Annotated in this window: 15 protein-coding genes; 13 read left to right on the plus strand and 2 right to left on the minus strand. The window is 41.4% G+C overall.

The annotated features are described in order from the left end of the window. Window positions 1-129 precede the first annotated feature (129 nt). Window positions 130-1563 (minus strand): SusD/RagB family nutrient-binding outer membrane lipoprotein, encoded by a 1434-nt coding sequence (locus tag ACVBDU_RS18505; protein ID WP_447181219.1) that lies wholly within the window; start codon window positions 1561-1563, stop codon window positions 130-132. A gap of 14 nt (window positions 1564-1577) precedes the next feature. Continuing rightward, window positions 1578-4853 carry a SusC/RagA family TonB-linked outer membrane protein gene (locus ACVBDU_RS18510; protein WP_447181220.1) on the minus strand — a complete coding sequence of 1092 codons (3276 nt, stop codon included), beginning with the start codon at window positions 4851-4853 and terminating at the stop codon, window positions 1578-1580. A 580-nt stretch (window positions 4854-5433) separates the two neighbouring features. On the opposite strand from ACVBDU_RS18510, the gene rpsL reads away from it, so the two are divergent. The 13 genes from rpsL (at window position 5434) to rpmC (ending at window position 13591) form a co-directional block, all read left to right on the plus strand. Further along, a complete protein-coding gene (gene rpsL / locus ACVBDU_RS18515) occupies window positions 5434-5814 on the plus strand; it encodes a 30S ribosomal protein S12 (protein ID WP_072318088.1) in 381 nt (126 codons plus the stop codon). Between the two features lie 97 nt (window positions 5815-5911). Next, complete coding sequence (gene rpsG, locus ACVBDU_RS18520) at window positions 5912-6388, plus strand: 30S ribosomal protein S7 (protein ID WP_447174389.1); 477 nt, start codon at window positions 5912-5914, stop codon at window positions 6386-6388. A 22-nt stretch (window positions 6389-6410) separates the two neighbouring features. Then, a complete protein-coding gene (gene fusA, locus ACVBDU_RS18525) occupies window positions 6411-8537 on the plus strand; it encodes an elongation factor G (protein WP_447181221.1) in 2127 nt (708 codons plus the stop codon). Between the two features lie 11 nt (window positions 8538-8548). Continuing rightward, complete coding sequence (gene rpsJ / locus ACVBDU_RS18530) at window positions 8549-8854, plus strand: 30S ribosomal protein S10 (RefSeq protein ID WP_072318085.1); 306 nt, start codon at window positions 8549-8551, stop codon at window positions 8852-8854. Between the two features lie 285 nt (window positions 8855-9139). Then, window positions 9140-9757, plus strand: coding sequence for a 50S ribosomal protein L3 (gene rplC / locus ACVBDU_RS18535; protein WP_447181222.1), 618 nt, complete (start codon window positions 9140-9142; stop codon window positions 9755-9757). Continuing rightward, a complete protein-coding gene (gene rplD / locus ACVBDU_RS18540) occupies window positions 9757-10386 on the plus strand; it encodes a 50S ribosomal protein L4 (RefSeq protein ID WP_447181223.1) in 630 nt (209 codons plus the stop codon). Before rplC ends, rplD begins: the two co-directional genes overlap by 1 nt. A 7-nt stretch (window positions 10387-10393) precedes the next feature. Next, window positions 10394-10684, plus strand: a complete 291-nt coding sequence (rplW, locus tag ACVBDU_RS18545) for a 50S ribosomal protein L23 (RefSeq protein WP_447181224.1) — start codon at window positions 10394-10396, stop codon at window positions 10682-10684. Between the two features lie 12 nt (window positions 10685-10696). Further along, window positions 10697-11521 (plus strand): 50S ribosomal protein L2, encoded by an 825-nt coding sequence (rplB, locus tag ACVBDU_RS18550; RefSeq protein WP_447181225.1) that lies wholly within the window; start codon window positions 10697-10699, stop codon window positions 11519-11521. A gap of 12 nt (window positions 11522-11533) precedes the next feature. Next, the gene (gene rpsS / locus ACVBDU_RS18555; RefSeq protein ID WP_008613595.1) at window positions 11534-11812 is read left to right on the plus strand and encodes a 30S ribosomal protein S19; all 279 of its coding nucleotides are present in this window, start codon (window positions 11534-11536) and stop codon (window positions 11810-11812) included. A 9-nt stretch (window positions 11813-11821) separates the two neighbouring features. Next, window positions 11822-12229 (plus strand): 50S ribosomal protein L22, encoded by a 408-nt coding sequence (gene rplV, locus ACVBDU_RS18560; protein WP_447181226.1) that lies wholly within the window; start codon window positions 11822-11824, stop codon window positions 12227-12229. A gap of 7 nt (window positions 12230-12236) precedes the next feature. After that, a complete protein-coding gene (gene rpsC, locus ACVBDU_RS18565) occupies window positions 12237-12947 on the plus strand; it encodes a 30S ribosomal protein S3 (RefSeq protein ID WP_447181227.1) in 711 nt (236 codons plus the stop codon). 19 nt (window positions 12948-12966) lie between these two features. Next, window positions 12967-13386 carry a 50S ribosomal protein L16 gene (gene rplP / locus ACVBDU_RS18570; RefSeq protein ID WP_447174397.1) on the plus strand — a complete coding sequence of 140 codons (420 nt, stop codon included), beginning with the start codon at window positions 12967-12969 and terminating at the stop codon, window positions 13384-13386. A 13-nt stretch (window positions 13387-13399) separates the two neighbouring features. Continuing rightward, on the plus strand, window positions 13400-13591 hold the full coding sequence (rpmC, locus tag ACVBDU_RS18575) for a 50S ribosomal protein L29 (RefSeq protein ID WP_447181228.1): 192 nt from the start codon (window positions 13400-13402) through the stop codon (window positions 13589-13591). Window positions 13592-13607: the final 16 nt, after the last annotated feature.

Genomic DNA, 13607 nt, shown 5'->3' on the forward strand with positions numbered 1-13607 from the left:
AGTAAATAAAATAAGCCCCATATAAATTTAATAAAAATAAATGATTGTTCTTCCCTTAATTCATTTTGGTAATAAAAAAACGCTCTTTTGGATATCCAAAAGAGCGTTTAGTGCTATTTAATAATATAATTAATTTACATCCCAGAAAATAGGAGTTTGTTGTTCATCTCCTCCGATGGCAGAAGCAGCGGCAGAAACGTTGGCTTCATTAAGCGTATACTCCCTATTGGGATAAGTAAACCTTAAAGGAATAGGGTTGCCAGTAGCCGCCGGTAACCTCAACTCCGGAGAACTAAATTTTCTCCAAACATTCCAGGCTTCAAAACCTCTGTTGTACATGGCTATCCAGAATTGCATACCAATTTTTTCTTGCCATGTACCTGATGCAGTAGCATAGTCAACTTCCGGTCTAGCAAGATAGGCATCAATTTCGGCCGAACTCAAGCCCCAATATTCCATACTTGCCGTAACGCCCTGAGTATAATATTCTTCTGCGCTTTCCGCAACGCTATAACCACCTCTTTCCGCAGCTTCAGCAAGTAAGAAAGAAATTTCAGCAAAATCTAATAAATTTCCAGATAAATCAGGCTCATAAAATACTTCCCCAATATGTGTGAAATTGGCATAATTATTAAGAGCTCCATACACACCTCCAACATAAGTGTTTTCCCCTAGGTTGTCATCTAAAAATACAGATCTACGCGGATCTTCCAAATTGTTTAAGTAATCAACAAAAGTATCTGCAGGAACAAAATCTTGTCTACCACTTAGTACCAAATCAGCATATAGGGGATGAGCATTAGTATTATTAGGCTCGTAAGGGAGTGTAAAATTATCACTGTTTGATGCTATTAGTCCCCAACCTATAGCTTGGTTTGCATGTTGCTGGGATAGCGATGGATTTGCATCTGCAAGCCGCATAGCGAGTTTAAATTTAACCGACGCTGCCAGTTTTTGCCATTGATTGATATCTCCATCATAGATAAAATCGTTATCTAAACCTTCAGACCCGATGTCGAAATTATTATATGCCTCGGTGATGCGTGTCAATAAATCCTCGTAAATAGTAGCTGCATCATCATAGGCGGCAACAGTGTTTTCTGTACCTTGAAGAGCTTCTGTGTAAGGTATATCTCCAAAAGTATCTACCATTTGTTGCCAGGCGTAAACCTCAACTATAGTAATTATAGAAGATTGATTTGCTTTTACACCATCTAACAGATCGGGATCTTCCTGGACAGATATTTTGGCCTGCTGCAAATCATATAATGCAGCATAAATATTATTCCAATGAGCAGAAGGTATAGATCTGTTCTTAATATCATAATTAGTCTCTGTCACATACTGGGTTTCCGTCCACTGTTGAGCGACCAGCCTAAAGATATTATTATTTACACTTGTAGATCCCATTTGATCAAACAGCGACTTGACACCACTGGTGAAAAGAAAGCTACCAGGAACAGATATCGGATTTTTTGGATCTTCATTCAGCCTGGCATAATCATCATCCGAACAAGCGGATATCACCAAAGCTGACGTTAATATGAATATTATTTTTTTCATTGTCTTTCTCGTTTTTAGAATTCAATTTTCAGACTAGCTCCTATTTCTTTAAAGCTCGGATGTGACCCATTCTGGAATCCCATTATGTTTCCAGCAGACATTCCGGACTCAGGATCAGCATACGGTAAATTCTTATGAATAATCCATAGGTTTCTCCCTATAAGGGAGAGAGTCATATTGTCAATTGGTGACTTCTCTCCAAAGATATCTTTGGGCATATTGTAAGACAAAGATATATTCCTTAACTTAACGTAAGAAGCATCATATACATGCATTTTTTCCGGAGCGCCTATACCGCCTGAACCTCCGTAATAGCCATCAGGATTATAATAAGTAGAATAATCCGCTCTTATATCATTTGGGGTTCCATCTCCTTTAACGCCGGGGAGAAGAACTCCACCATCTGCGGAAACAGGGTCTCTTTTTGGATTACCCAATTCGTTAAGACCGGCCGTTTCCGGATATAAACCTGTAGCTAAACCAAACGCCATATCTTGTGAATAGACATCTCCGCCATGCTTAATATCAATCAAAAAGCTTAGATTCAAATTTTTGTAAGTAAAGGAGTTATTTAAACCTGCAATCCAGTCCGGATTAGCATCTCCAATTACTGCTTGCGAATTAGAAGTATCCACTAGGTACTTTCCATCCGCTCCAACAACTTTTTGCCCGGTAGCTTCGTCGTAAACGAAATCATAACCTCGGATGGTTCCGGTAGATTCTCCAACTTGAGCCCCAACAGTTGTATTCCACATCGAACCTAACAGAAGGAATTCGTTATCACCGAATATTCTTGTCACTTTATTCTCATTTTTAGCCCAGTTAGCTGTCATTTCCCATCTGAAATCTTGAGACTGTATCGGAACTACTGTAACTCTGGCTTCAATACCTTTGTTCTCGATGTCTCCCGAGTTCACCCAAACACCTGTGAACCCGCTGGAACCTGAAACTGCAGTATTAGTAATAAGATCAAAAGTTTTGCGCTGATACACGGAAAGATCAAAGCTTAATCTGCTAGCAAAGAAGTTCATTTCGAGTCCAGCCTCGAACTCTTCCATAGTCTCTGATTTCAAATTAGGGTTATTTGAAGTAGCGGGAGCAGATGCGCTATAGGCTCCGTTAAAACTTGGATCAAAGGCAAATGTGTTCATAAGTTGGTAAGGATCTGTATCATTACCTACACGTGCATAGTTAAATCTAAATTTACCAAAATTGATGGTTTCTCTGGAATCTAAAAGTTCAGAGAACACAAAACTCACCGACCCGGAAGGATACCAATATCTGTTATTTTTAACCGGAAGTGCAGACGACCTGTCAGTTCTGAGAGATCCACCTAAATAAAGCATATTACGCCATCCTAAATTGAATTGTCCAAAAAAGCCATCTACTTTTTTGTTTATGTTGAGATCCAACATATCCTCTTCTGTTAAAGGATTGGCAGTATTCGTAATGGAGTACAAGCCAGGAACTTTAAGTCCCCCATTGGTTTGGGCACTATTTCCGTATCTCTTGTTCACTCTTAAGTTCCAGCCGACATTAGCATTCAGATTAAAATCCTCGCTGAGATCTTTATTTATATTAAGAATCATATCATAATTGTATTCGCTTACGGTATGGTTCATGAAATAATATTCTCCAGCACCTGCGTGGCTAGTTCTACCAATCCCGGAAGACGAACCTGCTGCCACTCTTTCTTCCCTCAACTCGTTAAATGTATCGAAAGTAAATCTTCCCATTAAACTCATCCAGTCATTGATCTCGTAATTCAATCCAAAATTACCGAAGAAACGATTCTTTCTATCCGATTGGTAATTATTATCACGACCAAAATAATAGTTGTCGGCGTACCCAACGTTTCGGGACTCCCAATCCGTAAGGTTCCATGTCATGTTTTGTCCAGTAGCTAAATAAGCTTCTTTTTGCTTAGCCATATCTACAGAAGTATTCCACCACTGTCTGAATCCCTGCATAGGATTCCTGCCCTCATATCCGGTATAAACACGTCCTTGTCCCTTAGTATTTGTATAAGTTATATTTCCGAATGCACTTAACTTCTCTGTAAGATTATAAGTTGCTGAGAAGTCAATGGTATTCCTTGTGATATCACTATTTCGAAGCGCACCTTCTTGCAGGAAATTAGTATATGCCATTCTGAACGTGCCCTTATCGTCACCTCCGCTAAAAGAAACGGAATTCATATAAGTAGTAGCAGTCCCCCAAATATCGTTTGGTGTTGAGGCCCCGGCGACAAAAGGAGTTGGCTGAAGATAACCGGGTAATTGCGGATACTGGGAGTCCCAGTTGTATACCAGTTTGTTGGGGTCAAATCTGGAGCCGAAAGAGGCGTCATCATATGTGTAAACAATGTTATCGTCAATGATACCGTCGCCGTTAATATCTGGTCCATTATCTGTTACTTCGTAGAAAGAAGATCCCCCATAACCACCACCGTATTGATTTTGATATTTAGGCAGAGTTTTTTTATTAACTGACCCTACAGTAATGGCACTATTAAACTGAACCCCAATTTTTTCATTAGCCCTACCTTTTTTCGTGGTAATCATGATAACCCCATTCATACCTCTTGAACCATATAAGGCAGTCGCAGCAGCACCTTTTAACACGTTGACATCTTCAATATCATTTGGGTTGACATCGGAAAGACCATTGCCATAGTCATAACCTCCACGCCCAGCGCCGATTCCATTTTGGTTAAAAGTTTCGTTATTGATGGGTGTTCCGTCAATAACAATCAGAGCCTGATTATTACCTACTAGTGAACTCACACCTCTCAGTACTATGTTAGTAGAACCTCCCATAGTTCCGGATTGTGTTATGCTCAGTCCGGCAACAGTACCAGTTAAGGCGTCACTCATGTTTGCAACTGGAACTTGAGCGAGTTTTTCTCCGCTTACTTCTTGTGAAGCATATCCCAGAGATTTCTTTTCCCTTTTAATACCAAGGGCCGTAACCACAACTTCTTCCAGGGCCTGAGCGTCCTCCTCCAATTGTATACTAATAGTAGAGGAAGAACCAACAGTAACCTCAGCAGTTTTCATTCCTATATAAGAAACCTGCAAAGTCTCCCCTTCACTTACATTGATGGTGAAGTTACCATCAAAGTCAGTCTGGGTTCCGGTGCTTGTTCCTTTTATAATAACATTCGCTCCAGGCAACGGCATACCCCCCGTATCCGTAACCGTACCGGAAACCGCTTGTTCCTGTGCAAGACCAATTTGCACCATTAACGCTAAAAACAGCGTCAAGATTCCGCTTAATTTTGTTCTCATGTTTTGAAAGTTATTTTGAATTAGTGCCCCAAATATGTGGAAAAAACCTAACGGTAACAATTTATTAACAGATGCAGATGTCATGTGTCTCGAGTTTAACGTTAATATTTTAACATAAATTACATAATTTTTAGTGTTATCACCTTGTTGGTGTTGATGGTTTTTCATTAAAATACCAGTATAATAGCAGATATTGTAAAAATAACTTATTTTAGTTAATGTGTTAATTTCTGTTTATTTAATAGGAAAAGTAAACGGTTATTGTGAATTTTTTGTAAAAAAGAAGGTGACTGTGAAAGTTTATAGCTTTTGAGGAGTTGGGGCGGTTTTTTTTAACGGATGTTATAGTCGTTTTTTTTGGAGTTTTACCGGGGTGTGATTGGTGTTGTTAATAAACAGGGTATTGTGATAGTTTGCCCTTGTTGCCTTCTGTGTTGGCTTTTAAAAAAAAATGTAAAATGAAGCTACTTTAAAGAAAATTAATTGTTTATGATTTGAATTATTGGAAAATATTTCTACCTTTGCCACCCTCTTAAAAAGGGGCTTTATTTAATTTAAAACATTTATCGTAAAGTAAATTATGCCAACGATTTCACAATTAGTACGAAAAGGAAGAGCCAGAATTACCAAGAAGAGTAAATCGGTTGCTTTGGATTCGTGTCCTCAGAGAAGAGGGGTTTGTACGCGTGTTTACACTACTACACCTAAGAAACCAAACTCAGCGATGCGTAAAGTTGCTCGTGTTCGGTTGACTAACGGTAATGAGGTGAACGCATACATCCCTGGTGAAGGACATAACCTCCAGGAGCACTCGATAGTATTGGTAAGAGGTGGAAGGGTAAAAGACCTGCCGGGTGTAAGGTATCACATTGTTCGTGGTGCGCTTGATACTGCCGGTGTGCAAGGAAGGACGCAACGAAGGTCCAAATACGGTGCAAAACGACCTAAGGATAAGAAATAGTCGTTTTTGTGTTTTGAGGTGTGTTGAGCGCCTTGCTGTGTAGAAGACGCGTTCCGTCTTTGATTAAAAAATGGTCAAATACAATTAAAGAAAAGAAATGAGAAAAAGAAAGGCGAAAAAAAGGCCTCTTTTACCGGATCCAAGATTTAACGATCAGTTGGTGACCCGCTTTGTGAATAATTTGATGTGGGACGGTAAGAAGTCGGTAGCGTTTAAGATTTTTTATGATGCTATTGATATCGTTGAGGAGAAAAAGCAAAACGAAGATAAAACAGGTTTGGAGCTTTGGAAGGATGCGTTGTCCAATGTTATGCCGCACGTAGAGGTTAGAAGCCGTCGTGTAGGTGGGGCGACTTTTCAGATTCCTATGCAGATAAGACCGGATAGAAAAGTGTCTATGGCTATGAAGTGGCTTATCGGGTTTTCCCGTAAGAGGAATGAGAAGTCTATGGCGCAAAAACTAGCAGGAGAGGTTCTTGCTGCTGCTAAAGAAGAAGGAGCGGCGGTTAAGAAAAGAGTGGATACGCATAAAATGGCTGAAGCTAACAAGGCATTCTCGCACTTTAGGTTTTAATTGCTAAGAACATAGATAAGAAATGGGAAGAGATTTAAAATATACGAGAAATATCGGTATTGCCGCGCATATTGATGCGGGGAAGACAACGACTACAGAGCGTATCTTGTTTTATACCGGTGTTAGTCATAAAGTAGGAGAAGTGCACGACGGGGCAGCTACCATGGACTGGATGGAGCAGGAGCAGGAGCGTGGTATTACCATTACTTCGGCAGCTACAACCTGTACCTGGAATTTTCCGATGGAAAATGCGCAGCCTACGCCGGATACGAAACCGTATCACTTTAATATTATAGATACTCCCGGTCACGTTGACTTTACAGTGGAGGTAAACCGATCGTTAAGGGTTCTTGATGGATTGGTTTTCTTGTTTAGTGCAGTAGACGGCGTGGAGCCGCAGTCTGAAACTAACTGGAGGCTTGCCGACAACTATAAAGTCCCGAGAATGGGATTTGTGAATAAAATGGACCGCCAGGGTTCTAACTTCCTTAATGTGTGTAAGCAGGTGAAGGAGATGTTAGGATCTAATGCGGTGCCGATTGTGCTTCCTATTGGTGAGGAGGCTGATTTTAGGGGTATTGTAGACCTTATTAAGAACAGAGCTGTTGTATGGCATGAGGATAATTTCGGTTCTACCTTTGATGTGGTGGCTATCCCGGAAGATATGAAAGAGGAAGTGAGTGAGTACAGGGCGATGTTGATCGAAGCCGTTGCTGAGTACGATGAGACTTTAATGGAGAAGTTCTTTGAGGATGAAGATTCTATTACCGAAGATGAAATTCATGCTGCACTTCGTGCTGCGGTTATGGATATGAGTATCATACCTATGGTGTGTGGTTCTTCTTTTAAGAATAAAGGTGTTCAGTTCTTGCTGGATGCTGTTTGCAGATATTTGCCTTCTCCTATAGATAAAGATGCTATCGTGGGAATAAATCCGGATACTGATGAGGAAGTTTCCCGTAAGCCGGAAGTAACTGCGCCTTTTGCTGCCCTGGCATTTAAAATTGCAACAGATCCTTTTGTGGGTCGTTTGGCATTCTTTAGAGCGTATTCCGGGAAACTGGATGCCGGGTCTTATGTTTTGAATACGCGTTCCGGTAAGAAGGAACGTATCTCCCGTATTTATCAGATGCACTCTAACAAGCAAAATGCTATAGAGTCTATTTCTGCCGGAGATATCGGAGCTGCTGTTGGTTTTAAGGAAATTAAAACCGGGGATACGCTGTGCGATGAGAAACATCCTATAGTGCTGGAGAGTATGGACTTTCCTGATCCCGTTATCGGTATTGCCGTGGAGCCTAAAACAAAGGCAGATGTGGATAAACTGGGAATGGCGCTTTCCAAGCTGGCTGAAGAAGATCCTACATTCCAGGTTAAAACCGATGAGGCTTCTGGTCAGACTATTATATCCGGAATGGGTGAGCTTCACCTGGATATTATCGTGGATCGTTTGAGACGTGAATTTAAAGTAGAGGTTAATCAAGGTCAGCCCCAGGTGGAGTACAAAGAAGCTATTACTGCTTCTGCGGACCACAGGGAGGTTTATAAGAAGCAAACCGGTGGACGTGGTAAATTCGCGGATATTGTGTTTACGATGGAACCTGCTGAAGAAGGAAAAGCCGGTCTTGAGTTTGTTAACATCATTAAAGGTGGTAACATTCCTAAGGAATACGTACCTTCTGTAGAGAAGGGCTTCAGGGAGGCTATGAAAAACGGTCCTTTGGCCGGGTTTGAAATGGATGCTATGAAGATCGTTCTTAAAGACGGATCTTTCCACCCTGTGGATTCGGATTCTCTTTCTTTCGAACTTGCTGCCAGGATGGGTTATAAGGTTGCTGCAAGAGCGGCAAAAGCTGTCCTGATGGAGCCTATAATGAAGCTGGAAGTTCTTACTCCCGAAGAAAACATGGGAGATATCGTGGGAGATCTTAACCGTCGTCGCGGTCAGGTAAATAACATGGACGACAGGGCCGGTGCCAAGGTTATCAAGGCGGTAGTTCCGCTTTCCGAAATGTTCGGTTATGTGACTTCGCTGCGAACGTTGTCTTCCGGTAGGGCGACTTCTACTATGGAATTTTCTCACTATGCGGAAACTCCTGCGAATATAGCTGAAGAAGTGATTAAGAAAGCAAAAGGGGTTGAAGCTTAAATTTTACGAAAATGAGTCAGAAAATAAGAATAAAATTAAAATCATACGATCATAACCTGGTAGATAAATCTGCGGAAAAGATCGTTAAAACGGTAAAAACTACCGGAGCTGTAGTAACAGGTCCGATTCCGTTACCTACGCATAAAAAGCTTTTTACGGTCTTGCGTTCACCTCACGTCAATAAAAAGTCCAGAGAACAGTTTCAGTTGAGCTCTTACAAAAGATTGCTCGATATTTACAGTTCTTCATCGAAGACTATTGATGCTCTGATGAAACTCGAATTGCCGAGTGGAGTTGAAGTAGAGATCAAAGTGTGATGAGAGTTGCGATGGACAAGCTTCGGTTTTAGATTTTCGGACACTGGTTAAAGAGTGTTTTGGGTAAGTCGTAATTCCGGAATCGTCGGTCGTAAATCATGCAAGACATGTCCGGAGCGTTTCGCAAAGGAAAAACGGAGATAAAAATATATTCAGGGTTGAAATATGTTTTTTGACCCTGAATTTTTTGGAATAATAATTTAATTAATAACGAGGGTTTGGGTTTTATTTGGTCAGTTTAAATGCTGAAATCTAAAATCTGAAATCTAAAATCTAAAAATCAGTATGTCTGGGTTAATTGGTAAAAAGATTGGCATGACCAGCATTTTTGACGAGAACGGGAAGAATGTTCCCTGTACCGTTATTGAAGCAGGTCCTTGCGTAGTTACCCAAGTCAGAACCGAAGAGGTTGACGGGTATGAGGCTCTTCAGCTCGGTTTCGATGACAAGGCAGAAAAACGTGCTACTAAGGCCGAAGTTGGTCATTTTAAGAAAGCAGGGGTTTCGCCTAAGAAAAAGGTCATCGAGTTCCAGGGCTTTGAAGGAGATTTTAAATTGGGAGATACCATTACGGTCGAACACTTCCGTGAGGGAGAATTCGTCGATGTAACAGGTACATCCAAAGGAAAAGGGTTCCAGGGAGTTGTAAAAAGACATGGCTTTGGAGGTGTAGGTCAAGCTACGCACGGTCAGCATAACCGTCTCAGGGCACCCGGATCTATAGGTGCGGCATCTTATCCTGCCAGGGTATTCAAAGGAATGCGTATGGCCGGTAGAATGGGTGCTGATAGAGTAACAGTTGAAAACCTGAAAGTGTTGAAAGTGGTTCCGGAAAAAAACCTTATAGTTATTAAAGGTTGTGTTCCCGGGCATAAGAACGCTTACGTAATAGTTCAGAAGTAATGGAAGTAGCAGTATTAGATATAAACGGAAAAGAAACAGGTAGAAAGGTTAGCCTTTCTGATGCTGTTTATGCAATAGAGCCAAACAATCATGCTGTTTATCTCGATGTAAAGCGTTACCTGGCAAATCAGCGTCAGGGAACTCATAAGGCCAAGGAGAGAGGGGAGATTGCCGGTAGTACAAGGAAGATTAAAAAACAAAAAGGTACCGGTACTGCACGTGCAGGTAGTATAAAATCTCCCATTTTTGTAGGTGGTGGACGAATTTTCGGCCCAAGGCCTAAAGATTATACGCAAAAACTCAACAAAGGGTTGAAGCGTCTTGCCAGGAAATCCGCTTTGAGTATTAAAGCAAAAGAAGAAGCTATTGTAGTTTTGGAAGACTTCAAACTGGATGGCCCGAAGACGAAAGATTTTACTTCTGTCCTGAAAGCCTTAGGGTTAGAGAATAAAAAATCATTGTTTGTATTGGGTGAGCCAAATAAAAATGTATATTTGTCGTCACGCAATTTAAAGGCTTCAGAGGTTATAAATGTCTCAGAATTAAGTACTTACAAGGTTCTTAATGCTAATAATATTGTTCTTCTGGAAGGTGCCTTGGAAGGAATTGAGTCGAATTTAAGTAAATAAATGAACCATGAGTGTGTTAATTAAGCCTATAATTACGGAAAAAGTGGCCGCTGACAGCGAGATAAACAATCGCTATGGTTTCATTGTTAACGGTAATGCCAATAAGCTGGAGATCAAGGATGCCATTGAGTCCGCTTACGGAGTTTCCGTGCAGAAAGTTCGAACAATGAATTACGGTCCGAAAAGAAGTGTGCGCTATACCAAAGCCGGGATACAATACGGTAAGACCAATGCTTATAAAAAAGCTATTGTTCAGGTAGCGGAAGGAGATACTATTGATTTTTATAGTAATATATAAGAAAAGACAAAAATGTCAGTTAGAAAATTAAAACCGATAACCCCGGGGCAGCGTTTTAGAGTAGTAAACGGATTTGACGCGATTACTACTGATAAGCCGGAGAAGAGTTTGCTCGCTCCGTTAAAAAAGTCCGGGGGGAGAAACAGTCAAGGAAAGATGACCATGCGCCAGAGAGGTGGTGGTCACAAAAGAAAGTATCGTGTTATAGACTTCAAGAGAGAGAAGGTTGGTGTTGAAGCTACAGTGGAGTCTATTCAGTACGATCCGAACAGAACAGCGTTTATCGCTTTGCTGAAATACAGTGATGACGAAAAGCGATATGTTATAGCTCAGAACGGTTTAAAAGTTGGTCAGACTGTAATTTCCGGTCCTGGTAGTGCGCCTGAGATCGGTAATGCAATGCCTTTATCTGATCTTCCATTGGGTACAGTGATTTCTTGTATAGAACTGCGTCCGGGACAGGGAGCTGTTATGGCTCGTAGTGCCGGTGCCTTTGCTCAGTTAATGGCAAGGGAAGGGAAGTATGCTACGGTAAAGCTTCCTTCCGGAGAAACCAGGTTGGTGCTGGCTACTTGTTTTGCTACCGTAGGGGTAGTGTCTAACTCCGATCATCAGTTGATAGTGTCCGGTAAAGCGGGTAGAAGCAGGTGGCTTGGCAGAAGACCGAGAACAAGACCTGTGGCTATGAACCCGGTAGATCACCCGATGGGTGGTGGTGAAGGAAGGGCTTCAGGAGGACATCCTAGGTCTAGAAACGGAGTTCCTGCTAAAGGATTTAAAACCCGTACACGCACCAAGGCAAGTAATAGGTATATTGTAGAACGTAGAAAGAAATAAAAGAAATTACAGATGGCACGTTCGTTAAAGAAAGGACCTTACGTTCACTATAGTCTAGAGAAAAAAGTACAACAAAATGTAGAGTCAGGGAAAAAGACGGTTATTAAAACCTGGTCCAGGGCTTCCATGATAACACCGGATTTTGTTGGACAGACTATAGCTGTACATAATGGTCGTCAGTTTGTTCCTGTGTATGTTACAGAAAACATGGTGGGACATAAGTTAGGAGAGTTTTCACCGACAAGATCCTTCCGAGGGCATGCCGGTGCGAAAAATAAAGGAAAAAAATAATAGGAAGCTATGGGAGTTCGCAAAAGAGAAAGAGCAGAGCAAATAAAAGCAGCTAAGAAGGAATTAGCGTTTGCAAAGTTGAATAACTGCCCTACTTCCCCCAGAAAGATGCGTCTTGTTGCGGATCTGGTAAGGGGAGAAAAAGTAGAAAAAGCGCTTGCTATTTTGAAATTTAATCAAAAGGAAGCATCCCGTCGTTTAGAAAAACTGTTGTTGTCTGCAATAGCTAACTGGCAGGCTAAAAACGAGGATGCAAGCATAGAAGAAGCAGACCTGTTTGTGAAAGAGATCCGTGTGGATGGCGGAAGTATGCTGAAAAGACTTCGTCCGGCACCTCAGGGTCGCGCTCACAGAATAAGGAAACGTTCCAACCATGTAACATTGGTGCTTGGAGCTAATAATAACACACAAAGCTAGGAGATAAATGGGACAAAAGACAAATCCAATCGGAAATCGCCTTGGTATTATCAGAGGATGGGAATCTAACTGGTATGGCGGTAAAGACTACGGTGATAAGATCGCCGAAGACGATAAGATCAGAAAATATGTTCATGCTCGTTTGTCAAAAGCTAGTGTTTCCAGGGTAATTATTGAGCGTACCTTGAAGCTTGTAACCGTTACTATCACCACAGCGCGTCCCGGAATAATCATCGGGAAAGGCGGTCAGGAGGTAGACAAGCTGAAAGAAGAGCTTAAGAAAATTACCGATAAAGAGGTTCAGATTAACATCTTCGAGATTAAAAGACCGGAATTGGACGCTAATCTCGTCGCTGCAAGTATTGCACGTCAGATAGAGGGCAGGATCAGCTACAGGCGTGCTATTAAAATGGCTATTGCGGCTGCAATAAGAATGAATGCAGAAGGTGTTAAAGTGCAAATTTCCGGCCGTTTGAACGGTGCAGAAATGGCGCGTTCTGAATCGTACAAAGAAGGAAGGATACCTTTGTCTACCTTCAGAGCTGATATCGATTATGCACTTGTAGAGGCACATACCACTTATGGTAGGCTCGGAGTAAAAGTGTGGATCATGAAAGGCGAGGTTTACGGTAAGAGAGAACTGTCTCCGCTGGTTGGCATGTCCAAAAAACAGCAGGGAGGAAAAAGCGGTCCGAAAAAAGCTCGTCGCAGAAAGTAATTTTTTAAAGTAAGGAAAAATGTTACAGCCAAAAAGAACCAAATATCGCAAACAGCAGAAGGGGCGTATGAAAGGGATTTCCCAGAGAGGGCATGAACTTTCTAACGGAATGTTTGGTATAAAATCTATGGATTCTTCATTTATAACTGCACGTCAAATAGAAGCTGCGCGTATTGCGGCTACCCGTTATATGAAAAGGGAAGGGCAGTTGTGGATCAAGATATTTCCGGATAAGCCTATAACCAAGAAACCTCTTGAAGTACGTATGGGTAAAGGTAAAGGTGCAGTAGAATATTGGGCTGCAATTGTTAAACCAGGCAGAATTATGTTCGAAGTCGGAGGTGTGCCGTTAGACGTAGCTAAAGAAGCATTGCGTCTTGCAGCTCAAAAACTTCCGGTAAAGACCAAATTCATTGTGGCAAGGGATTATTCAGCTTAATACTTGAAGAATTATGAAACAGTCAGAAATTAAAGAATTATCTGTTGCCGAGCTACAAGAAAAGCTTGGTGAATTCAAAAAGAATTATGCAGACTTAAAAATGGCTCACGCTATTACCCCGCTGGAAAATCCGCTTCAGCTTAGAAAAGCAAGAAGAACGGTTGCAAGGTTAGCCTCTGAGCTTACTAAAAGAGAATTACAATAATTCTATGCTGCTTTAA

The organism is Sinomicrobium endophyticum (genome assembly GCF_052983315.1).